Source organism: Bradyrhizobium sp. WSM1417, from assembly GCF_000515415.1.
Taxonomy (GTDB): Bacteria; Pseudomonadota; Alphaproteobacteria; order Rhizobiales; family Xanthobacteraceae; genus Bradyrhizobium.
This window is the reverse complement of the sequence record NZ_KI911783.1, coordinates 6,241,358-6,264,222: the sequence shown is the minus strand read 5'-3', so window position 1 is coordinate 6,264,222 and position 22,865 is coordinate 6,241,358. Positions and strand designations below refer to the sequence as shown.

The window sequence follows — 22,865 nt, the reverse complement described above, 5'->3', positions numbered from 1 at the left end:
TCCGCCAATTTGCCGCTCGCGGCCAACAGCGGCGTCAATCGGCACACCGCGACGCTCTAAACCAATCACTCGATCTCAGGGGCAACTATCCATGTTCAGACGACCTTCCATTCACTACGGGCGCATGCCCGAGCCGGTCACACCCTACCAAAAGGCAGCGCAGGTCTGGGACGAACGCATCGGATCGGCGCGCGTGCAGGCCAAGAATTGGCGCTTGATGGCCTTTGGTTGCCTCTTGCTCTCGGGCGGCCTGGCCGGTGGACTTGTTTGGCAATCAGCACAGGGATCGATCACGCCCTGGGTCGTCGAGGTCGATCGCCTGGGACAGGCGCAACGGGTTGCGCCGGCCAACATCGATTATCAGCCCACCGACGCTCAGATCGCCTATCACCTGGCGCGCTTTATAGAGGACGTCAGAGGGTTGCCGGCCGACGGCATCGTTCTGCGCCAGAACTGGCTTAGGGCGTATGACTTTACGACGGATCGTGGCGCGGCCGCGCTCAACGATTTTGCGCGCAACAACGATCCGTTTGCCAGGCTGGGCAAGGCGCAGATCTCCGTCGATGTCTCGAGCGTCATCCGCGCGTCTCCGCACAGCTTCCGGGTCGCGTGGACCCAACGCATCTACGAGAATGGCTCGCTGAGTGCGACCGAGCGCTGGACCGCCATTCTCACGGTGGCAATCGAGACGCCGCGCGATGCCGAACGCCTGCGCAAGAATCCCCTTGGCGTCTACGTCCGCGCCATCAACTGGTCGAAGGAGTTGGGTCAGTGATCGAGACGACGCGTGACATGTGTTCAAAAGCCCCGATCCAATACCGCAGGTTCAGCTCGAGCAGCTGCAAGCTCCCGGCTTTGAGGCGAGCCCTTTTACCAGCTCTGCTGCTTGGCACATCAGCCCTCGCGGGGTGCGCGACCTACATTCCGCCGGAAATCAGCTATGACGCGGAGGTCCCGCCGTTGCCAGCGCCTCCAGCGGCACTCGACGACCGGCCTCGGCCCCTTCACGTTCCGCCGCTCTGGAAACCCGTTCTCGGGGGCAAGTCGGGGGCGAAGGAAGACGCTGAACCCGTGAGCCGGGTTGAGACAGCAAACAGCGCGGCGCGCGTCGAGCCGCGCAAAAGGGGATACTTCAACGCTGCGCAGATTTACGCCTTCAGCCCGGGGGCGCTCTATCAGGTCTACGCCGCTCCCGGACAGATCACGGACCTTGCGCTGGAAGAGGGAGAGCAATTGACGGGATCTGGACCGATCGCGGCCGGAGATACCGTGCGCTGGGTCGTGGGCGATACCGAGAGCGGGAGCGGGGATACGCGCCGCGTCCACATTCTGGTGAAGCCGACCCGGGCTTCGATCGAGACCAATCTTGTCGTCAATACCGACCGGCGCACCTACCTGATTGAGCTCCGCTCCCGCGAACGGCCTTATATGCCGTCTGTTGCTTGGTACTATCCGGAAACCGTTCGCGAACAATCGCGCTCAGTCGCCCTCAGACCCGTCATTCCAGATCCAGCGCAGCGTGTGTTTCGCTATGCGATCGAGGGCGACAGTCCACCCTGGCGGCCGCTCGCAGCGTATGACGACGGCCGAAAGGTCTACATCGAATTCCCGCAAGGGATCGTCCAGGGGGAGATGCCACCGCTGTTCGTCATCGGTCCCGACGGCAAGACCGAGCTCGTCAACTATCGCGCCCACGGCAATATCTTGATCGTGGATCGACTGTTTGCAGCCGCAGAATTGCGGTTGGGCGGTGAGCACCAGCAAAAAGTCAGAATCGTCAGGACTGACGGGAGGCCGTCGTCATGAACACGCAGAACGAAAACAATCCTGAGGGGGGTATTCCGCCGCAAACACCGGAGGAGCAATCCAGGAGCTTCCGCCTGCGAGCCGAACCCCCGAGGGTCACGCGATTGTCTCGCAAGGTACTGGCGGGAGGGAGCGCGGTTGCCCTGCTGGTTATCGGCGGAACTGCACTGTGGTCATTGCAAAGCAACCGTCCACGCAACCCGGCGACCGACGAGCTCTATAGCACGGATCATCACAATCTTGCCGATGGTATCGAAGCGTTGCCGAAGGATTACACTGGGGTCTCACGTGTGCCGCAGCTTGGTCCACCGCTCCCAGGCGACCTCGGTCGACCGATTCTGGCCGCTCAAGGCCAGTCGCCGATGACCGGCGGAGATGCGGAACAGCAGCGCCGGGATCAGGAGAGCGAGGCGGCCCGTATCAGCCATCTGTTCGCTTCGACCAACGGGAAAGAAGTGCGTCCGCCCGCCGCTACGGCACCTGGAGGTGAGCGCTTCATGCCACTGAGCGCAACGAGCAACAGCGAGGATGGATCTGCGCAAAACGCGCAGGACCGAAAACTTGCCTTTGTGAATGCTTCTGTGGATCGTCGCACGGTGAGCCCTAACCGCGTCACTAGGCCCGCTTCACCATACATTGTGCAGGCCGGCACCGTGATTCCAGGAGCGCTGATCACCGGCATTAGGTCAGACCTTCCGGGCCAAGTCACGGCGCAGGTGACGGAGAATTTATACGACACTCCGACCGGTCGCTTTTTGCTCGTGCCCCAAGGAGCGAAGCTGATCGGCAGCTATGACAGCCAGGTTTCGTTCGGCCAGTCGCGAGTGCTGCTGGTCTGGACCCGGCTTATCATGCCGAGCGGCCGCTCGATCGTTCTGGAGCGGCAGCCCGGTGCTGACAGCGCAGGCTACGCGGGGCTCGAAGATCAGGTCGACAATCATTGGGGTGAGCTGTTCAAGGCGGCCGCGCTGTCGACGTTCTTGGCAGGGGGGACAGAACTAGGTGCTGGGTCCGACACCAATAGCAACGACAGCGCCATCATCCAGGCGTTGAGGCATGGTGCCTCCGACTCACTGAACCAAACTGGACAGCAAGTGGTTCGGCGCAGCCTCAATATTCAGCCGACCCTGACCATCCGTCCGGGGTTTCCCGTCCGTGTGATCGTCAACCGGGATCTCGTTCTTGCGCCATACGGAGGATGACGAAAATTATGGCCAAGCTCAAGATTGGAACGCTTCCCGACGACAAGCCTGTCAAGCTCAATCTCGAATTGCCAGCTTCAGTGCATCGAGATTTGGTTGCCTATGCGAATGCCCTCGCGAGGGAATCTGGCCAACCCATCAATGATCCGGCCAAGCTTGTCGCACCTATGCTGGCACGGTTCATGGCCACGGATCGAGGATTTACGAAGTTACGGCGCGCGTCTCAGTCTGGAGCCGGAGGGGGATAGCGTTCGGTCAGAAGCGCGAGAAAGTGTTTGAGCGCGATATTTTCGTTGTCGCGCCTCCAGCTCGCTGAAAAGCCGATGCGGCTTGGCCCCGATCCATCTCGCAGCTCACGATAGATCAAGCCTGCAAATTTAGCGCCGACATCCGATTCCGTTACGAGACTCAAACCCAAGCCCATGCTGACGAGACTCTTAATAATCCCACGGCTAACGTCATGCCGTTCAATCCTCGGACGGTGCTCCAGCGACACAAGCTTTGAGATGAGTAAATCCTCAAATTCCGCGCCAGGATCGTAGTGGCTCAATATAAGTGTTTCGTCGCGCAAGTCGGTCCAGAAGACGGCCTCTCGGTCAGCGAGCCGATGTCCCTCAGGAACCGAGACCAAGATACGTTCGCTCCAGAGTGATAATTTCTCATCCGCGGGAAACGGAATCGCTCCCGTCATAATGATTGCGTCAAGAGTCCCAGTCCTCAATGCATGTATGAGACGTGTTCGGGAACGCTCGGCGGTCGCGAGTTCGATTTCCGGGAAGCGTCTTTTGAATTCGAGCAAACTTGCCCTCAAATTGCCCGCAGACATCGAAGTATAGAAACCGATGGAAAGCTTTCCTCCACCCGCTTCGGCGCTGGGATCCCCCATTGTCGCAAGTACTTCCACTTGCTCCAGGATTAACTTGGCTATGCGAAGGACATTTCGTCCCGTGGACGTGGCCCTAAGTCCTGCGCTTGATCGTATAAAAAGTGTGGCGCCAAGGAGATGTTCGAAGCTTTTGACAGATCGACTTAGCGCGGAATGGCGCACTGCAGTACTTTCCGCAGCTGCACGAAAGCTTCCATGGTCGGCTGCCGCAATGGCGGAGCGCAGATGATGCAGTTCAATTCGAGCCGCTTGGGTAGGCCTCAATGTTCGCGTTGTCTTCCTATGGTTCATGCGATCTATTAACTCCCTCACGGAAAGGAAGGAAAAGACTACTTCGGGTTGCGCGCGGGATGGCGCACTTAGATCAGAATGATCCGGAGATCAAGGGGAGGTGATCGAAAGCGCGCACCAGGCGGACACGGGCGGAGATTTTCGTAAGCATGAAGTGATGCTATGGGGCTCGTAAGGCGCCTAAAGCCCTGGCATTTTCGTTTGGCCCATTAAGGTTGTGCGACCGCGAAGCGGGCTGCCAACGCCGAGATTAAGAGCTGATGGCACATTGCGACATCGACACAAGTGATGGTGCCGATGCCGCTTTAATGACGGAGTGCAGAGCTCCGAGAAACTGATCGCCATGGTCTGCGAGTACGTCCGTATGGACTTCCCTGGCTTAGCCGGATGGATGCTGGTCAGGCATGGGTCTGAGAATCAGGCGCCACAAAAATGGGCCGTGTCCTCTGGCACTAAATCGGTGTCTTGCTATTGCGCCGGGTGCCCGAGGTGCGAGTGCGTACTGGCGTGGCTCCGCCATGGTCCAAAGTCTTCAGGACATGTTGCCAGAATGACTCGGGGGCCTGCGCCAGGCGAAACTTAGGTCTAAAGACGTGGATCTCGATTGGGATATGCCATTCCTGGCCGCCTGCCGCGACTAGGTCACCCGAGGCAAGCTGATCGGCGATCAAGCTTTCGGGCAACCATGCCATGCCTCGGCCGGCCTGCACCATTGTCACCAGTAGCTTGGCCAAATGCGAAGTAAACGTGGTGCGCAGATGCGCCTTCATAGGCGAGGTCGCAAGGACCGCTTCGAGAATCTTTCCCATACCTGATTCCGGACGGAAGCTGAGAAACTGCACCGGCGCATTTTCCGTCCCCGGAAGCTTGAAGCGGGGTTTCCGGCTTCGCCCCGATAGCGGCACCGAAGCGGGGATCAAGCGGTCGTTACCGACATGAAGCGAGCGGAAATGCGACGGCATCAATGCGGTCGCGGCGGATGGGTGATGGTGACAAAGCAGAAAATGGGCCTCGCCCGCGAGGAGCGTTCGTTCGCAGGCATCCATGTGGTTGGCGACAAGCTGCACATTCGGCACGAACGAAAGCTTGGTTTCGACACGGCGGAGCCAATCCGGAAAAAACGTCAGCGACAGCGCATTGGTTGACGCAAACTTCAGGACGTCCGAAGCGCCGCGGGCCCGCTCCTGGGCTTCGAGGCGCCCGGCGGCAAGCCGGCGCAAAATATCCTCGGCGGTCTGCAGGAAAACCTCGCCGGCCGAGGTCAGACTGACGGTGTGCGTGGTTCGGTCGAACAGTGGCGTTCCAGTCCACAATTCAAGCGTTTGGATCCGGCGGCTCAGGGCCGGCTGGGAGGAATTTCTCTGCTCGGCCGCACGCGAAAAGCTGCGCGTGGCGGCGACCGCGATGAAGTCGTGCAGCAAATTTATCTCCATGGACTAACTCCCGGCCAATCGGGCGCGCTTATGCACGTCATGCATAATGATATCAGATCCCGGCATTGGATTTCCAGTATTGCGCGCGGCACGGTCCGAAAAGAGGTAAAGGAGAAAGCTGCGATGACCGCGCGTACGCTCTACGACAAGCTGGTCGATGCGCACGTGGTGCGGAAGCTCGACGATTCTGGCCTCGTGCTGCTTTACGTAGACCGTACGGTGCTCAACGAATACACCAGTCCGCAGGCATTTGCCGGATTGCGCGCAGCAGGACGCAAGGTCTGGAAGCCGTCTGCGGCGCTGATGGTCGTGGATCATGTCAATCCAACCGCCGAGCACCGTACCCGTGACATTGCAGACCACGACGCAGCACGACAAGTCAAATTCTTCGCGGACAATGCCAGGGATTTCGGCATTGAGTATTTCGACATTCTCGATCCGCGCCAGGGCATCGAGCATGTGGTTGCGCCCGAGCAGGGCTTGGTGATGCCGGGCATGGTAGTCGCCGCCGGCGACAGCCACAGTACGGCGTACGGCGCATTCGGCGCGCTCGGCTACGGCATCGGAACCTCGGATATCGAGCACTATCTTGCGACCTCCACGGTCCGCTATCGCCGTCTCAAGACCATGCGGATCGCGTTGACCGGACACGCGCCGCTCGGGGTAACCCCAAAGGATATCGTGATGGACATCGTCCGCCGTATCGGCGCGGACGGCGCCACGGGCTATGCGGTGGAATTCAGTGGTCCTGCTGCGTCAGACATGAGCGTCGAGGGGCGGATCGTGCTGTGTATTATGATTGTGGAAGCGGGGGCGCGGGGCGTCGTGATCGCCCCTGACTGGAAGGTGCTGGAGTATTTGCGGGACCGCCCGCGTTCTCCGAAGGGCGAAATGTGGAAGCGCGCCGCAAAGTGCTGGTTGAACCTAGGCTCCGACCCGGACGCCCGGTTCGATCGCGAGGTAGCGCTCGACGTCGCCGATGTGTCGCCATTGGTGACATGGGGCACCAGCCCGGATCAGGCGATTGCGGTAACCGACAATGTCCCCGATCCCGGGGGCCAGGGCTCACCTGGCCGCAAGGCGGCGGCAGTACGCGCGCTTCACTACATGGGCCTGACGCCCGGGACTCCCATACAGTCCGTCGCGATCGATTTCGCGTTCATCGGATCATGCACGAATTCGCGGATCGAAGATCTTCGGGATGCCGCCGAGATTTTCAGGGGCCGTCACGTCGCGCATGGCGTCCGCGCCATCGTGGTTCCCGGCTCCACGCAGGTCAGGGCACAGGCCGAGGCGGAAGGGATTGCAAAGGTGTTCACCGACGCCGGTGTCGAGTGGCGGCAGTCCGGCTGCTCTATGTGCCTCGCGATGAATGACGATGTGCTGAAGCCGGATGAACGCTGCGCTTCATCCACCAATCGCAACTTCGAAGGCCGTCAGGGGCCGGGGGTGCGAACCCACCTGATGAGCCCCGCCATGGTCGCCGCCGCGGCGGTGACCGGACGCATCACCGATGTACGCCGGCTGCTTGGGGAGCCGCGCCGATGATCCCGTTCGATCGCGTCACGGGCGCGGCCGCGCCGATGATGGCGCCAAACATCGACACCGACGTGATCATGCCAAAGATGTTTCTCAAGCGCATCGACCGCAGCGGGCTTGGCGAGGGCGCTTTCAACCTGCTTCGCTTCAGGGAGGGAAAACCCAATCCAGATTTTATCCTGAACCGGGAGGGCTACCGCGGGGCGCGCTTCCTGGTCGTTGGCCCGAACTTCGGTTGCGGGTCAAGTCGGGAGCATGCGGTCTGGGGGCTGCAGCAACTCGGCATTCGCGCCCTGATCGGCACTAGCTTTGCGGGCATTTTCAACGACAACTGCGACAACAACGGGCTTCTGACGATCAGTGTCGAAGAGATACTTGCGAATGAACTCGCCTCCATCGTCAGCGAGGCCGCTTGCAACGGTCTCTCGATCGATCTCGCGCAACAATCGATCCAACTCGATCGGGGTGCCCGCAGTATCACCTTCGATATCGAGCAGGCGAAGAAGGAAGCGTTTTTGACGGGCCGCGACTTCGTCGGCTCCACACTGCTATTCGCCCACGACATCCGCTCCTTCGAAGCTCGGCATCGCGCGGCAAATCCTTGGATGTTTGACCGGGATGGCATCTGAGGTCGCGGACTCTCATGCGGGTGACCAATGATCGTAAGTAAAGGAGGAATTCTTGGCTGACACCACATATCGCGTGGCGGACACGGCGGAACAATCGGCGCTCAAAGGAATTGCCGCGATCAGCATCGGCCCGCTGCCGATCGGGATCTATCTGGCTGCGGTATTTGTCTCGGGGGTGGCAGTTTACAACGGAAAATTGCCAAACGACGTGATCGGGGGACTCTCGGTTCTGATGCTGCTCGGGTTTTTGCTGGGCAAGCTGGGGCGAACGATCCCCGTCCTGAAGCAGATTGGCGGCACCGCAATCCTTTGCCTTTTCATCCCGTCGGCTCTGGTCAATTACGGCCTGATACCGGACGCCGCCTTGAAAGCCATCACGACAACTTTCCGCACGGCCAATTTTCAGTACTTCTTTATCGCTTGCCTCGTCGCAGGCTCGATCCTCGGGATGCCTCATCGCGTGTTGATTCAGGGCTTTATTCGAATGTTCGTCCCGCTTTCGGTCGGCACAGTTGCGGCGGTTTCCGCTGGCATTGCTGTCGGATTACTGTTCGGTCACAGCCCGAAGGACACGTTCTTTTTCATCATAATCCCGATCATCGGCGGCGGCCTCGCTGAAGGTGTGTTGCCCCTTTCCATCGCGTATTCAGAAATATTGCAGCGGCAGCAATCCGAACTGGTCGCGCAAATGGTGCCGGCGGCGCTGCTCGGAAACGTTGTTGCGATTGTCAGTGCCGGGTTGTTAGCACGGCTCGGTGAGAAACGCCGTGATCTTAGTGGTCGAGGAACGCTGGTCAAGATCGGGGACGACGACCTTCTCGGCGAGGCGCAGCCGGATCGTCCAATCGATCTCTCTCTGCTCGGCGCGGGTATCGTGTTGTCGTGCGGCTTGTTTGTTTTTGGCGTCATTTTGGCCCCCTACGCGGGCATCCCTGGGCCGATCATGATGATTATTGCTGCCATTGTCCTGAAGCTGACCCGGATATTGCCGAACGAGATGGAACTTGGCGCCTATCAAATCAACAAGTTCATGTCGACAAACCTGACGTTCGCAATCTTGGTCGCGATGGGAACGCTACTCGTCTCTTGGCAACAGCTCATCGCATCGTTCAATCCCGGATATATCGGGATTTGCACGGCGACCGTTCTGACGATGATCTTGTCTGGCTTCTTCGTCGGCAAATGGTTGAACATGTACCCGGTGGAGGCGGCGATCGTGACCGCGTGCCATTCCGGACTTGGCGGCACTGGAGATGTCGCGATCCTCGGCGCAGCCGATCGAATGAACCTGATGGCATTCGCTCAGATTGCCACACGTGTCGGAGGAGCAATCATGATCGTTGTGGCGACACTATTGATGAAGTGGATGTTCTGACCTCTCCCTGTGACTGGCGGCGCTCGGCATACCACGCTGAGCGCCGCCGCTTTTCTGCTGGTCGGCTCGCGGTCGGGTCATAGCTAGTCCATCATGCCCGGAGCCAAGGAGCCGTTACTTGCAGGTTTCTACGTGAGTGCATCATTGTCGCACTTAGGAAAACAATGCCGCGAACTGCTTTCCCATACGAAGGTCGAAAGTACAGATGAGGCGATAACCAGCGGCCCAAGTTTCTCGTTCAGCGTGGAAACCTTACGAGCCTCTTCATCGGCCCGGCAGGAAAGCAAACGCGGAACGCCCGTGAACAGATGTAGTGCCGATTGATTTCTCTTCCGCACATGCCTTCGTTTCCCTCTCAACATTGCAGTGGAAATGCTGGGATAATCTGTCTCGGGTTAAGCCCGTAACAGTCTAGGAACACGAACCCTCGACCAGCATTCCTAGCCGGCGTGCCCCCAAAGGTCTTGGCGAGCGTGGGGCTCCTGGTGCGTGAACGATCGCTATCCCGCGTTGGCCTTCAACCCCGCGGCCTGGATGCCGGCCAAGGCGCACGCCTCGTCATTGTCGGAGGTGTCGCCGGAGACGCCGACGGCGCCGAGCAGCGTCGTGCCGTCCATGATCAGCACGCCGCCGGGCACCGGCACCAGCGCGCCCTTGGCCATGGTGTTCACGGCGTCGATGAAATAGGCCTGCTCCTGCGCGCGCTGGAAGAGGGCGCGTGAGCCCATGCCCAATGCGAGCGCGCCGTAGGCCTTGCCGTGCGCGATCTCGGCGCGCATCAGGCTGGTGCCGTCCTGCGCCGCGGCGATCTTGAGCACCCCGCGGGCGTCCAGGATGGTGACGACCAGCGGCTTCAGCTTCAGCTCCGCGGATTTCGCGAAGGCGGCGTCGAGGATCTTGCGAGCGGTGTCGAGGGTGAGGTCAGCCATGGCTGGTTTCCTTTGCAATGGGAGGGGTTGTGGATTGGGTCTTCGCACGATCGAGGCTCAGCGCCAGCACGCGCGCTACGTGAAGGGCTTCGCGCTGGGCGCCGTCGTGGATCTGGTGCCGGCAGGAGGTGCCGTCGGCGACGACGACTGTCTTCTGGTCCGCGCGCCGCACGGCGGGCAATAGCGACAGCTCCGCCATCTCGATCGAGGCATCGTAGGTGTCTGCGCCATAACCGAAGGCGCCGGCCATGCCGCAGCAGCTCGACTCGATGGTCTCGACCTCAAGGCGAGGGATGAGGCGCAGCACCTGCTCGACCGGCTTGAACGCGCCGAAGGATTTTTGATGGCAATGGCCGTGCACCAGGGCTTTGTCGGCGATCGCGCCGAGAGGCAATTGCAGCCGGCCCGCCTCGGCCTCGCGCGCCAGGAATTCCTCGAAGGTCAGCGCATGGGCGCCGACGGCCTTGGCGTCGTCGTCCTTGCGCAGCGAGGCGAGCTCGTCGCGCAGGGTCAAAAGACAGCTCGGCTCGAGCCCGACGATCGGGACGCCGCGCGTGGCGAAGGGCGCGAATGCGGCGACGAGACGATCGAGTTCGGACCTGGCTTCGTCGACGAGACCGGCGGACAGGAAGGTGCGGCCGCAGCACAGCGGACGGCTACCGCTTGCGGGTTTCGGCAAATGCACGCGATAGCCACCGGCCGCAAGTACGCGCAGGGCCGCCTCGAGGTTTTCGCGCTCATAAATGCGGTTGAAGGTGTCGGCGAATAGCACGACCTCGCGGCCCGCTTCCAGCCCGACCGACTCGGCCGGCGGCACGAACACGTCGCTGCGGAACGCGGGGAGCGCCCGCCGCGCGCTGATGCCGGCAAAGCGCTCTAACAGCTTTCGCAGCAGCGGGCTGCGGTTGCGCCAATTCGCCAGGGGCGCAAAGCGCGATGCGAGGCCGGCATAGCGCGGGAGGTAGCCGACCAGCCGGTCGCGCAAGGTCAGGCCATGCGAAGCCGCGCGCGCGGCGAGCACCTCGATCTTCATCTTGGCCATGTCGACGCCGGTTGGGCATTCGTGGCGGCAGGCCTTGCAGGACACGCAGAGCTTTAGCGTCTCCATCATCTCGTCGGAAGAAAGTGCGCCCGCGCCGAGCTGACCGGAGATCGCGAGCCGCAGCGTGTTGGCGCGACCCCGCGTCACGTCCTTCTCGTTGCGCGTCGCGCGGTAGGACGGACACATCACGCCGCCCTCGAGCTTGCGGCAGGCGCCGTTGTTGTTGCACATCTCGACCGCGCCCTGAAAGCCGCCGCCGGCCCCGGGATAAGCGGACCAGTCGAGTTTTGTCTTGAGCTCAGCGACGCGATACTCAGGCTTGAAGCGGAATAGCGAACGATCGTCCATCTTCGGTGCGTCGACGATCTTGCCGGGGTTGAGCACGCCCTCGGGATCAAAGCGCTGCTTCACCTCCCGGAAGTCGACGACGAGACGCTCGCCAAACATCGTTTCGTGGAATTCGGAGCGCACCAGGCCGTCGCCATGCTCGCCGGAATGCGAGCCCTTGTATTCGCGCACCAGTTCGAAGGCTTCCTCGGCGATGGACCGCATCGCCTTGACGTCCTTCTCCAGCTTCAAATTCAGCACCGGCCGCACATGCAGGCAGCCTTCGGAGGCGTGAGCATACATCGTGCCGCTGGTGCCGTGCTTGGCGAACACCTCGCTCAGCCGCGCGGTGTAGTCGGCGAGATGCGGCAGCGGCACGGCGCAGTCCTCGACGAAGGAGACCGGCTTGCCCTCCTGCTTCATCGACATCATGACGTTGAGGCCGGCGGCGCGGAAATCGGCGATCCCGCTCTGGAGCGCGGGCTCGGTGATGTCCACCACGCCGCCCCATTTGCGCTTGTCGTTGTTCCAGCCGAAGCCGAGATCGCCCATCAGCTCGCCGAGCTGCTTAAGGCGCACGAGGTTGTCCGCCTGATCCTCCTCGGCGAACTCGACCACGAGCACCGCATCCGGATCACCCTTGATCGCGGCGGAGATGATCGGCCGGAACATCGCGATGTCGCGGCCGAGTGCCAGCATGGTGCGGTCGACCAGCTCGACCGCGATCGGCTTGAGCTTGACCAGATGCTGGGCCGCGTCCATCGCCTCGTAAAAACTGCCGAAATGACAGATGCCGAGCGCCTTGTTGCGGATCACAGGCCACAGCTTCAGCTCGACCTTGGTGGTGAAGGCAAGCGTTCCCTCGGAGCCCACCAGCAGATGCGCCATGTTGTTGCGTGCATTGCGCGGCACCAGCGCATCGAGATTGTAGCCACCGACACGGCGCTGCACTTTAGGAAAGCGTGCGGCGATCTCCCCGGCCTCGCGGGCGCCGAGATCGAGCATATCGCGGAACAGGGCGCGGGCGCTGTCGTTCGCATCGAGATCGGAAAGATCGCGCGACACCTCGCCGAAGCGGCTCAGCGTGCCATCGGCAAGCGCGGCCTCCATCGACAGCGTGTTGTCGCGCATGGTGCCGTAGCGCAGGCTACGCCCGCCGCAGGAATTGTTGCCGGCCATGCCGCCGATGGTGGCGCGCGAGGCCGTGGAGACGTCGACCGGAAACCAGAGGCCGTGTTTCTTCAGCTGGCGGTTGAGGTCGTCGAGCACGATGCCCGGCTCGACCACGCAGGTGCGTCCTTCGACGTCGAGTGACAGGATCCGGTTCAGGTGCTTCGAGAGATCGACCAGGAGGCCGTCATTGACGGTCTGGCCGCATTGCGAGGTGCCACCGCCGCGCGGGGTGACCTTCCGTCCGTCGTCCCGGGCGATCGCCAGCGCCCGCAAGGCCTCGTCCATGGTCCTGGGCACAACCACGCCCGCGGGCACGATCTGATAGAACGAGGCGTCGGTGGCGTAACGGCCGCGGCTGAAGCGATCGAACAGGACGTCGCCGGTCATTTCCGCGCGCAGGCGCCGTTCGAGCGAGGAGGCGTTTGTCATCCCTGGTCCCGGACTGATCCAGCGAGGCGCACGGCCGGGCTGGAGTATTCATTCTTGTTTCTCATCGATTATATTATGAATTCAAAATGAGCAAGCCGGCTATCCTCAAGGGGAGGCCGGAGCGTCCGCTTGGGGCTCGGTCAGGTGCTCGAGCGCGGCCGTCCGCTTGTTGCGCAGGTGTTGGAACAGGATGTCGCTGAGCTCGCTCGCGGCACGGCGGCGCAGCGCATCGAGGATGGCCTCGTGCTCTCGCATCGCTTCCGCCCAGCGCTGCCGCTTGCGGGCGAAATTGGCGGAGTAGCGGACGCGGCGGATGCGGCCTGCAAAGTTGGCGTAGGCGGTCTTCAGCGTCTCGCTGCGCGCGGCCGCGACGATGCTTTCGTGGATGCGCTGGTTGGTCTGGAAATAGCCGTGCATGTCGCGATGCAGATAGTGGCCGTACATCTCGTAGTGCAGCTGCTCGATCGCGGTGATTTCCGCATCCGTAATGGCTTCGCAGGCCAGGCGCCCGGCAAGGCTCTCCAGCCCCGCCATCACGTCGAACAGCTCCTCGAGGTCGCGCTGGCTGAGCTGGCGGACCCGTGCGCCGCGGTTGGGGAGCAGCTCGATCAGGCCCTCGGCGGCGAGCACTTTCAAGGCCTCGCGCAGCGGCGTGCGGGAGATGCCGAACATCTCGCAGAGCTGCCGTTCGGGAACGCGCGCGCCGTCGGGAATGTTGCCCTCAACCACGTAGTCGCGCAGCCGCAGCAGGATCTCGCCGTGAAGCGAGGCCTCTTGGCGGTCGCCGCCATTTGCGGCGGGCGGGGCAATCGGAACCCCGGTGTCGGGAATCGTGGATTTCATTTGCAGCACAGTAGTTTGCCTGTTTGGTCGCGTCGATGTCCACAATCGAATACCAAAAATCTGTTGAAAGTACAAAAAATGAATGCAAAATAGGCTCCAGAGCCGGCTAAAATCCGCCGACAGGGAGGTTTTCATGCATCAGGGACGCCATTTCCTTCAGATTCCGGGCCCGAGCCCGGTCCCCGAGCGCGTCCTGCGCGCCATGGACATGCCTGTCATCGACCACCGGAGCGCGGAATTCGGCGAGCTTGGCCGCGCCGTGCTCGAAGGCAGCCAGAAAATCTTCCAGACCGCCGGCCCGGTGGTGATCTTCCCCTCGTCGGGCACCGGCGCCTGGGAGGCCGCGATCGTCAACACGCTGTCGCCGGGCGACAAGGTGCTGATGGTCGAGACCGGCCATTTCGCCACCCTTTGGCGTCAAATGGCGGGACGGTTCGGCATCGAGGTCGATTTCGTTCCTGGCGACTGGCGCCGCGGCGCCGATCCGGCCGTGATCGAGGCGAGACTCACTGACGACACCGCGCGCGCGATCAAGGCCGTGATGGTCGTGCACAACGAGACCTCGACCGGGGCGACCAGCCGCATCGCCGAGATTCGCGCCGCGATCGATCGCACCGGCCATCCGGCGCTGCTGATGGTGGACACCATCTCCTCGCTCGGCTCGGTCGACTACCGCCACGACGAATGGAAGGTCGATGTCAGCGTCAGCTGCTCGCAAAAAGGTTTCATGCTGCCGCCCGGCCTCGGCTTCAACGCGATCTCTGAGAAGGCGCGCGCTGCGGCGAAGACCAACAGGATGCCGCGCTCCTATTTCGACTGGGAGGAGATGCTCAAGCCCAATGCAAACGGCTTCTTCCCCTACACGCCGGCGACCAATCTGCTCTACGGCTTGCGCGAGGCGATCGCGATGCTGCTCGAAGAGGGGCTCGACGACGTTTTCGCGCGGCATCAGCGGCTGGCTGCCGCGACCCGTGCTGCCGTCAATCATTGGGGCCTCGAGATCCTCTGCCAGGAGCCGTCGGAATTTTCGCCGGTGCTCACGGCAGTGCTGATGCCGCCGGGGCATGACGCCGATCAGTTCCGCAAGATCGTGTTGGACAATTACAACATGTCGCTCGGCTCGGGCCTGTCGAAGGTCGCCGGCAAAGTCTTCCGCATCGGCCATCTCGGCGAATGCAATGCGCTGACGCTGCTCGGCGCGCTCACCGGCGTGGAGATGGGCTTGTCGGTCGCGGGCGTGCCGCACCGCTCCGGTGGCGTCGACGCTGCGATGAAGCTGCTGGAGCAGCGCCCGCAGCGCAACGCGTCGCCGCATCTGAAAGTGGTCGGCACTTAAACCGCGCGGGGACACGCGGGCGACAACCACTAAAAAAGATAAACACGGAGGGGTGGAGATGAAAATTCGGTTCAAGGCCACGCATGTCGTGCTGGCGATGCTCTGCGCGATGTACTTCATCACCTGTGTCGACCGGGTGAACATCGGCACCGCGGCGAGCGAGATCCAGAAGGAGCTCGGTCTGTCGAACACCCAGCTCGGCCTCGTCTTCTCCGCCTTCGCCTATCCCTATCTGCTGTTCCAGGTGATCGGGGGCTGGGTCGGCGATCGCTTCGGGCCGCGCAAGACGCTGTTCTGGTGCGGCATGATCTGGGCGGTAGCGACCATCTCGACCGGCTTTGTACATGGCCTCGCCGCGCTGTTCATCGCCCGTTTTGCGCTCGGCTTCGGTGAGGGCGCGACCTTTCCGACCGCGACGCGTGCGATGCAATACTGGACGCCCGCGAACCGCCGCGGTTTTGCGCAAGGGCTGACCCATTCCTTCGCCCGGCTCGGCAATGCGGTAACGCCGCCGGTGGTGGCGCTGCTGATCCTGTGGCTGACCTGGCGCGGCGCGTTCGTCGCGCTCGGCTTCGTCAGTCTCGTCTGGGGCGTCGTCTGGGTCTGGTACTTCCGCAACGAGCCGAAGGAGCACGCCTCCATTACCGAGGCCGAGCTCGCCGCACTGCCGCCGCGCCCGACCCGCGAGCGGCCGCAGGTGCCATGGGGCCCGCTGTTGAGGCGAATGTGGCCGGTGACGCTGACCTATTTTTGCTACGGCTGGTGCTTGTGGCTCTATCTCAACTGGCTGCCGCTGTTCTTCAAGAACAACTACAATCTCGACATCAAGAATTCGGCGCTGTTCGCTTCCGGCGTGTTCTTTGCCGGCGTGATCGGCGATAGCGTCGGGGGCGTGCTCTCGGACAAGATCCTCGACCGCACCGGCAATGTCCGCCTGGCGCGGCTGAGCGTCACCGTTACGGGATTTGCCGGGGCGCTGCTCTCGCTGTTTCCGATCCTGTTCGTCCACGACATCACGATCGTCGCGCTGTGCCTGTCGGCCGGCTTCTTCTGCGCCGAGCTGGTGATCGGCCCGATGTGGTCGATCCCGATGGACATCGCCCCGAAACATTCCGGGACCGCCTCGGGACTCATGAACACCGGCTCGGCCTTTGCCGCCATCGTATCTCCGCTGGTCGCGGGCTTCGTCATCGACGCGACCGGCAATTGGTACCTGCCGTTCCTGATGTCGATGGGTCTGCTGCTGCTCGGCGGCTTTTCCGCCTTCCTGATGCATCCGGAGCGCCCGTTCACGGAGGCCGAAAGCGGCCTGCCGTCTGGTAAGGTGCTGGCCGCGGAGTAGGGGGTGGCCGCCCGCCGGTTATGCATGGGAGGCGCCTTTAGGAGAGGGGACAAGCCGGTCAAATGGTGCTATTCGGCGGCCATCAAAATCAAGGCAAGACCGGGAAGGACGCCGATGACCGTGCATACTGGAAGGCATTTTCTCCAGATTCCAGGACCGACCAACGTGCCCGACCGGGTGCTGCGGGCGATGGACATGCCGACGCTGGACCATCGCGGTCCGGAGTTCGCCGAGCTCGGTTTCGCCGTCCTCGCCGGAATGCAGCGGGTGTTCCGCACCAAGCAGCCCGTGATCATCTTCCCCTCGTCCGGCACCGGCGCCTGGGAAGCTGCGATGGTCAACGTGCTCGCACCCGGCGACAAGGTCCTGATGTGCGAGACCGGCCAGTTCGCCGTGCTGTGGCGCGGCATCGCCGATAAGTTCAAGCTCGACGTCGACTTCATCCCGAGCGACTGGCGCCATGGCGCCGATCTCGCCGAGATCGAGAAGCGCCTTGCCGCCGACAAGCAGCACACGATCAAGGCGGTCTGTGTCGTCCACAACGAGACCTCGACCGGCTGCGTGACGCCGCCGCTGGAGGTGCGCAAGCTGCTCGACCGGGTCGAGCACCCCGCGCTGCTGATGGTCGACACCATCTCCGGCCTCGGCTCGATGGAGTACGAGCACGATGCCTGGGGCATCGACGTCTCGGTCGCCGGCTCGCAGAAGGGCCTGATGCTGCCGCCCGGCCTCGGCTTCAACGCCGTCTCGGAGAAGGCGCTCGCGGTGGCGAAGGCCAACCCCGGCATGCGCTCCTATTGGGACTGGCAGGAGGTCATCGGCTTCAACAAGCTCGGCACCTTCCCCTATACGCCGGCCACCAATTTGCTCTACGGCCTGCGCGAGGCGATCAAGATGCTGGAAGAGGAGGGGCTCGAGAACGTCTGGACCCGCCACAAGCGCCACAGCGCGGCGACCCGTGCCGCGATCAAGGTCTGGGGCCTGGAGACGCAGTGCGCCGATCCTGCCGCGCATTCGCCGGCGCTCACAGGCGTGCGCGTGCCTGATGGCCACGATGCCGACGCCTTCCGCAAGGTGGTGCTGGAAAACTTCGACATGTCGCTCGGCACCGGCCTGAACAAGGTCAAGGGCAAGGTGTTCCGCATCGGCCATATCGGCCATTTTAACGATTTGATGCTGATGGGCACGCTCGCCGGCGTCGAGATGGGCCTCGATCTTGCAAAGATCCCGCACCGGAGCGGTGGCGTGTTGGCGGCCATGGACGTCCTGAAGGGACGCGACGCGGTGCCGATGACCAAAGCTCAGGTTGCCTGAAGGTCCAGGTTGCCTGAACTAACCTAGAGAAAAGAGAGCGCGCGATGAACGCACCGACGACCGCCAACGAAGACCTGCTCTACTCCGTCACCGACGGCATCGCGCGGATCACCTTCAACCGCCCGCAGGCGCGCAACGCACTGACCTTCGCCATGTACGAGCGCATGGCGGAGATCTGCCAGGAAATCAACGCCGACCGCTCGATCAAGGCGCTGATCCTGACCGGCGCCGGCGACAAGGCGTTTGCCTCCGGCACCGACATTTCTCAGTTTCGTGCGTTCAAAACCGCGCAGGATGCGCTCGACTATGAGGCCCGCATCGATCGCGTGCTCGGCACGCTGGAGCAGTGCCGCGTGCCCGTGATCGCGGCGATCGCGGGGGCCTGCACCGGCGGTGGCGCCGGAATTGCGGCGTGCTGCGACCTCCGCATCGGGACTGAAACGACGCGCATCGGGTTTCCGATCGCGCGCACGCTCGGCAACTGCCTGTCGATGTCGAACATCAGCCGCGTCGTCTCGCTGGTCGGCCCCGCCCGCACCAAGGATCTGATCTTCAAGGCGCGCCTCGTCGAGGCACCGGAAGCACTGGCCCTCGGCCTCCTCAACGAGATCGTTCCCGACGTCGAGACGCTGCAGCGCCGCGCCGACGAGACCGCCAGGCTGGTGGCGAGCCACGCCCCGTTGACGCTTGAAGCGACCAAGGAGGCGGTGCGCCGCATCCGCCGCACGCTGTCGCGCGAAGAGGGCGAGGATCTGATCCTCAAGGCCTATATGAGCGAAGATTTCCGCGAGGGAATGGACGCCTTCCTCAACAAGCGCACGCCGAACTGGAAGGGCAAGTAGCGCGGCTCCGGCTTGGCTTCGTCAGCCGAAAGTCATAGGCAGCGGCATGCCCGCCTGCTTGAACTCGCTCGCATTAGTCCGCACAATGCGTCGATAAATTCCTGGCAAATACAAAGCCAACAATAACCAGGGGACGAAACGGTGCGAATTCTAGTGAAAGCTGTTGGCGTCGCAGCGGCGCTATCGTTGAGCACGCCGGCGTTTGCCGGCTGGGAGCCGACCAAACCGGTCGAGATCGTGGTCGCGGCGGGCGCGGGCGGCGCCTCCGACCAGATGGCGCGGATGATGCAGGCCGCCATCCAGAAGAACAATCTGATGAAGCAGCCGATCGTGGTCTCGCTCAAGGGCGGGGCTTCCGGCGCGGAAGCGCTGATGTACATGAAGTCCAGCGAGGGTGACCCCAACAAGGTGCTGATCGCCTATTCGCTGATCTACATGCTGCCGCTGTCGGCGAAGATCCCGTTCAACTGGCGTGAGCTGACCCCGGTTTCGGTGATCGCACTCGACCAGTTCGTGCTGTGGGACAACAGCACAGGCCCCAGGACGGTGAAGGAGTTCGTCGCGGCCGCGAAGGGGGCGAGCGCGCCGTTCAAGATGGGCGGCACCGGCTCCAAGCGCGAGGATCACGTGCTGACCGTGTTCCTCGAGCAGAAGACCGGCGCAAAATTCTCCTATCTGCCCTACAAGTCCGGCGGCGAGGCCGCGACCCAGCTGGTCGGCAACCACACCGAATCCAACGTCAACAATCCATCCGAGAATCTTGAGGTCTGGCGCGCGGGCCAGGTGCGTCCGCTCTGCGTGTTTGACAAGGAGCGAATCTCCTACACCAGCAAGGTGACGGAGACGCAGTCCTGGGCCGACATCCCGACCTGCAAGGAGGAGGGCGTCGACGTCCAGTATCTGATGCTGCGCGCGATGTTCCTGCCCGGCAAGGTCACGGCGGAACAGCAGGCGTTCTATGTCGAGCTGTTCCACAAGGTGACGCAGACCGCGGAATACAAGGACTACATGGAAAAGCAGGCGCTGAAGCCGATCTTCCTCACCGGGAAGGACATGGTGCAGTTCCTCGAGGAGGACGATGCAGTCAACAAGTCGCTGATGACGGAAGCCGGGTTTGTCGCGAAGTGATTGCTTCATCTCGCCCCGCTTGCGGGGAGAGGTCGCATCGCATCGAAGAAGCGATGCGGGTGAGGGGGACTCTCCGCGAGTCCGTCTATCGCCGTCCTCGTGGAGACTTCCCTCACCCTAACCCTCTCCCCGTGGACGGGAGAGGGGATTGGCCACAGCGATTGTTGTTCGTTTATGCCCCAAACCGATCTTGAAATCGTCGTCGACGATCCGACCGCGCCCGAAGACGACTCGCCTTCCGTCGTCTCCTCCGGCACGATCGAGATATTCGTCTGTCTGCTGTTGCTCGCGCTGGCCGCCACGCTCGGCTACGACAATTGGCGCACCGGCGCCTCCTGGGATTCGACCGGGCCGGAGCCCGGCTATTTCCCGTTCTATCTCTCTGTCATTCTCGGTGGTGCCAGCCTCTACGGCCTGATCGTGGCGCTGGTCGCGCACCGCGCGGCACCCGAAACCTTCGTCACGCGCGCGCAAGCCCGCCGCGTGATGGCGGTGTTCGTGCCGACGCTGCTGTTCTGCCTGGCGACGCAGTTTCTCGGCCTCTATGTCGCGAGCTTCCTGCTGATCGCCAGCTTCATGCGTCTCGTCGGCAAGATCGCGCTGTGGAAGTCGTTGCTCACCGCTGTCGTATTCACGGCGATCATGTTCGTTACCTTCGACATCGCCTTCGACGTCATCATGCCGAAAGGGCCGCTCGAAGCGGCCTTCGGCTACTAGGCGGGCCCGCGATGGAAGCTTTCGGTCTCTTGCTTCACGGCTTTGCGGTCCTGCTGACGTGGAAGACGCTCGTGCTGATGATGGTCGGGCTGGTGCTCGGCATCTTCGTCGGCGTCTTGCCCGGACTCGGCGGACCCAACGGCGTCGCGATCCTGCTGCCGCTCACCTTCACGATGGACCCGACCTCGGCGATCGTGATGCTGTCCTGCATCTATTGGGGCGCGCTGTTCGGCGGCGCGATCACCTCGATCCTGTTCAACATCCCGGGCGAGGCCTGGTCGGTCGCGACCACTTTCGACGGCTATCCGATGGCGCAGCAGGGCAGGGCGGCAGAGGCGCTGACGGCTGCGTTCACGTCCTCTTTCATAGGCTCGCTGGTCGCGGTGCTCCTGATCACCTTCCTCGCCCCGATGATCTCGTCCTTTGCGTTGAAATTCGGCCCGCCCGAGTTCTTCGCGGTGTATCTGCTGACCTTCTGCTCCTTCGTCGGTCTCGGGCGCGAGGCCAAGCACAAGACCCTCATCTCGATGTCGCTGGGGCTGTTGCTCGCCGGCATCGGCATGGACACGGTGTCAGGCAATCTGCGCATGACCTTCGGCTCGTCCGAGCTTTTGCGCGGCATCAACTTCCTCGTCGCCGTCATCGGCCTGTTCGGCATCAGCGAGATCCTGCTGACGATGGAGGAGCGCCTGGCGCTGCGCGGACACGCGGCGAGCATTTCGTTGCGCGTCGTGCTGAGTGTGTGGAAGGACCTGCCGAAATACTGGGTGACGCTGCTGCGCTCCTCCTTCATCGGCTGCTGGCTCGGCATTACCCCGGGCGGCGCGATCGCGGCCTCTTTCATGGGCTACAACCTGGCAAAGCGTTTCTCCAAGGACACCGAGAGCTTCGGTAAGGGCCGCATCGAGGGCGTGTTCGCGCCGGAGACGGCGGCGCATGCCTCCGGCACCGCGGCGCTGCTGCCGATGCTGGCGCTCGGCATTCCCGGCTCCGGCACCGCCGCGATCCTGCTCGGCGGGTTGATGGTGTGGGGGCTCAATCCCGGACCGCTGCTGTTCGTCGAGCACAAGGATTTCGTCTGGGGCCTGATTGCCTCGATGTATCTCGGCAATGTCGTCGGCCTTGTGCTGGTGCTGACGACGGTGCCGATCTTCGCCTCGATCCTGCGCGTGCCGTTCGCCGCGGTGGCGCCGATGATCGTGGTGTCATGCGCGATCGGCGCCTATGCGATCCAGAACGCGATGTTCGACATCTGGCTGATGCTCGGCTTCGGCGTCGTCGGCTACGTCTTCAAGAAGATCGGCATTCCGCTCGCTCCGTTCACGCTGGCGCTCGTACTCGGCAACCGGGCGGAGGATGCCTTCCGACTGTCGATGATCGGGGCCGGCGGCGACCTCAAGGTGTTCTGGTCGAACGGCCTGGTCGGCTCGATCACGACCTTGGCGATCGTGCTGCTGTTTTGGCCGGTACTCGATCGTCTCCTCGGACATCTACAATCGAGGAGGCGATAGAAAACCGCATGGTCTTCTATTCGCTTATTGCTTCGCGACTAGCGCGGTTGCCGCAACGAGTGCGGCGAAGGCGGCCTGCGACACGATACCAATCTGCCAGTTCAGCCTACGTTTAGTGTGTATCCAGACATGGAAGCGTTGAAGCATCACGAGCGGTTCTCGCCTGTAGAGGCTATGCACGAACTGGAGCGGGTCGGGCAGCATGCCGGCGGCCGCCCCCAGCGCGATCAGCCAAATCGGCGCGCTTGGGTAAAATAGAAGGATCGCCAGCGCGAATCCAGTCGATGCATCGCTCGCAATCGTGAGCAGGTCCATCCACAATCGACGATCCGCCTTCAACAGTTGGTTATCGGCATCCTTGCGAACTGAGATTGCTTGAAGGGGATAGTCCCAGTGTGGAATTGCATCGATCACAAAATGGCTCGCAAATCCAGCGACAGCGACCGCGATTGGATGGGAGGGCAACATATAAGCGATGGCGCCGCCAACAATCGCGTGTGTACTTAGTATCATACCGGACCGTACCGCTCGAGCATCCGCCCCACAAAAGCACGGCCTCACCCATAAGCACAAGGCCGTCCCCAGGGTGCGCCCCGCAGACACAATTGTGAACTCGCGACCTTCAACGAGGAGCCGGTCAGTAAACGCAGGCTGAACGAGCGTCTTCCGTTCGCTGACCACCTTGTTCCAAGGCGACACGCGCCGGGTACCGGACTGTGCGCGAGCGCGTTCACTAGGCGACCTGAGACGAGCGTGCTTTCGCGTGCTTTT

20 protein-coding genes are annotated in these 22,865 nt (G+C 62.4%); 14 read left to right on the top strand and 6 right to left on the bottom strand.

Annotated elements, in window-relative coordinates:
- Positions 1-91 precede the first annotated feature (91 nt).
- From trbF to BRA1417_RS43110, 4 genes are read left to right on the top strand one after another with little or no spacing between them, the layout of a single operon-like run.
- On the top strand, positions 92-775 hold the full coding sequence (gene trbF / locus BRA1417_RS0130800) for a conjugal transfer protein TrbF (protein WP_027519081.1): 684 nt from the start codon (positions 92-94) through the stop codon (positions 773-775).
- Positions 772-1,806 (top strand): P-type conjugative transfer protein TrbG, encoded by a 1,035-nt coding sequence (gene trbG / locus BRA1417_RS0130795; RefSeq protein ID WP_027519080.1) that lies wholly within the window; start codon positions 772-774, stop codon positions 1,804-1,806. Before trbF ends, trbG begins: the two co-directional genes overlap by 4 nt.
- On the top strand, positions 1,803-3,008 hold the full coding sequence (locus BRA1417_RS0130790) for a TrbI/VirB10 family protein (protein WP_027519079.1): 1,206 nt from the start codon (positions 1,803-1,805) through the stop codon (positions 3,006-3,008). The genes trbG and BRA1417_RS0130790 overlap by 4 nt, the downstream gene beginning before the upstream one ends.
- 8 nt (positions 3,009-3,016) lie before the next feature.
- Positions 3,017-3,256: a DUF2274 domain-containing protein gene (locus BRA1417_RS43110; RefSeq protein ID WP_084462517.1), complete on the top strand. Its 240-nt coding sequence runs from the start codon at positions 3,017-3,019 to the stop codon at positions 3,254-3,256.
- Here the strand turns inward: BRA1417_RS43110 and BRA1417_RS0130785 are convergent.
- Together BRA1417_RS0130785 and BRA1417_RS41075 are read right to left on the bottom strand one after the other, a co-directional pair.
- The gene (locus BRA1417_RS0130785) at positions 3,232-4,185 is read right to left on the bottom strand and encodes a LysR family transcriptional regulator (protein WP_051448401.1); all 954 of its coding nucleotides are present in this window, start codon (positions 4,183-4,185) and stop codon (positions 3,232-3,234) included. The two genes, BRA1417_RS43110 and BRA1417_RS0130785, sit on opposite strands and share 25 nt — an antisense overlap.
- 452 nt (positions 4,186-4,637) lie before the next feature.
- The gene (locus BRA1417_RS41075) at positions 4,638-5,618 is read right to left on the bottom strand and encodes a LysR family transcriptional regulator (RefSeq protein ID WP_063628395.1); all 981 of its coding nucleotides are present in this window, start codon (positions 5,616-5,618) and stop codon (positions 4,638-4,640) included.
- A 123-nt stretch (positions 5,619-5,741) separates the two neighbouring features.
- Here BRA1417_RS41075 and leuC point away from each other — a divergent pair, with 123 nt between their 5' ends.
- From leuC to BRA1417_RS41070, 3 genes are read left to right on the top strand one after another with little or no spacing between them, the layout of a single operon-like run.
- Positions 5,742-7,166, top strand: a complete 1,425-nt coding sequence (gene leuC, locus BRA1417_RS0130775) for a 3-isopropylmalate dehydratase large subunit (RefSeq protein WP_027519077.1) — start codon at positions 5,742-5,744, stop codon at positions 7,164-7,166.
- The gene (gene leuD, locus BRA1417_RS0130770) at positions 7,163-7,786 is read left to right on the top strand and encodes a 3-isopropylmalate dehydratase small subunit (RefSeq protein ID WP_027519076.1); all 624 of its coding nucleotides are present in this window, start codon (positions 7,163-7,165) and stop codon (positions 7,784-7,786) included. Before leuC ends, leuD begins: the two co-directional genes overlap by 4 nt.
- A gap of 52 nt (positions 7,787-7,838) precedes the next feature.
- The gene (locus BRA1417_RS41070; protein ID WP_035968908.1) at positions 7,839-9,161 is read left to right on the top strand and encodes a 2-hydroxycarboxylate transporter family protein; all 1,323 of its coding nucleotides are present in this window, start codon (positions 7,839-7,841) and stop codon (positions 9,159-9,161) included.
- A 500-nt stretch (positions 9,162-9,661) separates the two neighbouring features.
- On the opposite strand, the gene BRA1417_RS0130760 is transcribed toward BRA1417_RS41070, so the two are convergent.
- The 3 genes from BRA1417_RS0130760 to BRA1417_RS0130750 form a co-directional block, all read right to left on the bottom strand.
- Positions 9,662-10,090: a heme-binding protein gene (locus BRA1417_RS0130760; RefSeq protein ID WP_027519075.1), complete on the bottom strand. Its 429-nt coding sequence runs from the start codon at positions 10,088-10,090 to the stop codon at positions 9,662-9,664.
- A complete protein-coding gene (locus tag BRA1417_RS0130755) occupies positions 10,083-13,061 on the bottom strand; it encodes an FAD-binding and (Fe-S)-binding domain-containing protein (RefSeq protein WP_027519074.1) in 2,979 nt (992 codons plus the stop codon). The genes BRA1417_RS0130760 and BRA1417_RS0130755 overlap by 8 nt, the downstream gene beginning before the upstream one ends.
- A 105-nt stretch (positions 13,062-13,166) precedes the next feature.
- Positions 13,167-13,904: a GntR family transcriptional regulator gene (locus BRA1417_RS0130750; RefSeq protein ID WP_035968905.1), complete on the bottom strand. Its 738-nt coding sequence runs from the start codon at positions 13,902-13,904 to the stop codon at positions 13,167-13,169.
- 133 nt (positions 13,905-14,037) lie between these two features.
- Here BRA1417_RS0130750 and BRA1417_RS0130745 point away from each other — a divergent pair, with 133 nt between their 5' ends.
- The 7 genes from BRA1417_RS0130745 to BRA1417_RS0130715 all read left to right on the top strand — a co-directional run bounded on the left by BRA1417_RS0130745 (position 14,038) and on the right by BRA1417_RS0130715 (position 22,094).
- Positions 14,038-15,240: an alanine--glyoxylate aminotransferase family protein gene (locus BRA1417_RS0130745; protein WP_027519072.1), complete on the top strand. Its 1,203-nt coding sequence runs from the start codon at positions 14,038-14,040 to the stop codon at positions 15,238-15,240.
- Positions 15,241-15,298: 58 nt separating this feature from the next.
- Entirely contained in the window at positions 15,299-16,582 is a 1,284-nt protein-coding gene (locus BRA1417_RS0130740; protein WP_027519071.1) for an MFS transporter, read from the top strand.
- 114 nt (positions 16,583-16,696) lie between these two features.
- Positions 16,697-17,896: an alanine--glyoxylate aminotransferase family protein gene (locus tag BRA1417_RS0130735; RefSeq protein ID WP_027519070.1), complete on the top strand. Its 1,200-nt coding sequence runs from the start codon at positions 16,697-16,699 to the stop codon at positions 17,894-17,896.
- 44 nt (positions 17,897-17,940) lie between these two features.
- Complete coding sequence (locus tag BRA1417_RS0130730) at positions 17,941-18,738, top strand: enoyl-CoA hydratase/isomerase family protein (RefSeq protein ID WP_027519069.1); 798 nt, start codon at positions 17,941-17,943, stop codon at positions 18,736-18,738.
- A gap of 141 nt (positions 18,739-18,879) precedes the next feature.
- Positions 18,880-19,866: a tripartite tricarboxylate transporter substrate binding protein gene (locus BRA1417_RS0130725; RefSeq protein ID WP_027519068.1), complete on the top strand. Its 987-nt coding sequence runs from the start codon at positions 18,880-18,882 to the stop codon at positions 19,864-19,866.
- Positions 19,867-20,040: 174 nt separating this feature from the next.
- Complete coding sequence (locus BRA1417_RS0130720) at positions 20,041-20,583, top strand: tripartite tricarboxylate transporter TctB family protein (RefSeq protein ID WP_027519067.1); 543 nt, start codon at positions 20,041-20,043, stop codon at positions 20,581-20,583.
- A gap of 11 nt (positions 20,584-20,594) precedes the next feature.
- The gene (locus BRA1417_RS0130715) at positions 20,595-22,094 is read left to right on the top strand and encodes a tripartite tricarboxylate transporter permease (RefSeq protein ID WP_027519066.1); all 1,500 of its coding nucleotides are present in this window, start codon (positions 20,595-20,597) and stop codon (positions 22,092-22,094) included.
- A gap of 24 nt (positions 22,095-22,118) precedes the next feature.
- On the opposite strand, the gene BRA1417_RS0130710 is transcribed toward BRA1417_RS0130715, so the two are convergent.
- Positions 22,119-22,508, bottom strand: a complete 390-nt coding sequence (locus BRA1417_RS0130710; protein WP_245286288.1) for a hypothetical protein — start codon at positions 22,506-22,508, stop codon at positions 22,119-22,121.
- Positions 22,509-22,865: the final 357 nt, after the last annotated feature.

What these genes read in the sequence shown, in the direction of transcription:
- BRA1417_RS0130755 (WP_027519074.1), bottom strand. Translation starts at nt 13,061, where the DNA reads ATGACAAACGCCTCCTCGCTCGAACGGCGCCTGCGCGCGGAAATGACC.
- leuD (WP_027519076.1), top strand. Translation starts at nt 7,163, where the DNA reads ATGATCCCGTTCGATCGCGTCACGGGCGCGGCCGCGCCGATGATGGCG.
- BRA1417_RS0130750 (WP_035968905.1), bottom strand. Translation starts at nt 13,904, where the DNA reads ATGAAATCCACGATTCCCGACACCGGGGTTCCGATTGCCCCGCCCGCC.
- BRA1417_RS0130715 (WP_027519066.1), top strand. Translation starts at nt 20,595, where the DNA reads ATGGAAGCTTTCGGTCTCTTGCTTCACGGCTTTGCGGTCCTGCTGACG.
- BRA1417_RS0130720 (WP_027519067.1), top strand. Translation starts at nt 20,041, where the DNA reads ATGCCCCAAACCGATCTTGAAATCGTCGTCGACGATCCGACCGCGCCC.
- BRA1417_RS0130735 (WP_027519070.1), top strand. Translation starts at nt 16,697, where the DNA reads ATGACCGTGCATACTGGAAGGCATTTTCTCCAGATTCCAGGACCGACC.
- BRA1417_RS0130760 (WP_027519075.1), bottom strand. Translation starts at nt 10,090, where the DNA reads ATGGCTGACCTCACCCTCGACACCGCTCGCAAGATCCTCGACGCCGCC.
- BRA1417_RS0130730 (WP_027519069.1), top strand. Translation starts at nt 17,941, where the DNA reads ATGAACGCACCGACGACCGCCAACGAAGACCTGCTCTACTCCGTCACC.
- BRA1417_RS43110 (WP_084462517.1), top strand. Translation starts at nt 3,017, where the DNA reads ATGGCCAAGCTCAAGATTGGAACGCTTCCCGACGACAAGCCTGTCAAG.
- leuC (WP_027519077.1), top strand. Translation starts at nt 5,742, where the DNA reads ATGACCGCGCGTACGCTCTACGACAAGCTGGTCGATGCGCACGTGGTG.
- trbF (WP_027519081.1), top strand. Translation starts at nt 92, where the DNA reads ATGTTCAGACGACCTTCCATTCACTACGGGCGCATGCCCGAGCCGGTC.
- BRA1417_RS0130790 (WP_027519079.1), top strand. Translation starts at nt 1,803, where the DNA reads ATGAACACGCAGAACGAAAACAATCCTGAGGGGGGTATTCCGCCGCAA.
- BRA1417_RS41075 (WP_063628395.1), bottom strand. Translation starts at nt 5,618, where the DNA reads ATGGAGATAAATTTGCTGCACGACTTCATCGCGGTCGCCGCCACGCGC.
- BRA1417_RS0130740 (WP_027519071.1), top strand. Translation starts at nt 15,299, where the DNA reads ATGAAAATTCGGTTCAAGGCCACGCATGTCGTGCTGGCGATGCTCTGC.
- BRA1417_RS0130745 (WP_027519072.1), top strand. Translation starts at nt 14,038, where the DNA reads ATGCATCAGGGACGCCATTTCCTTCAGATTCCGGGCCCGAGCCCGGTC.
- BRA1417_RS0130785 (WP_051448401.1), bottom strand. Translation starts at nt 4,185, where the DNA reads ATGAACCATAGGAAGACAACGCGAACATTGAGGCCTACCCAAGCGGCT.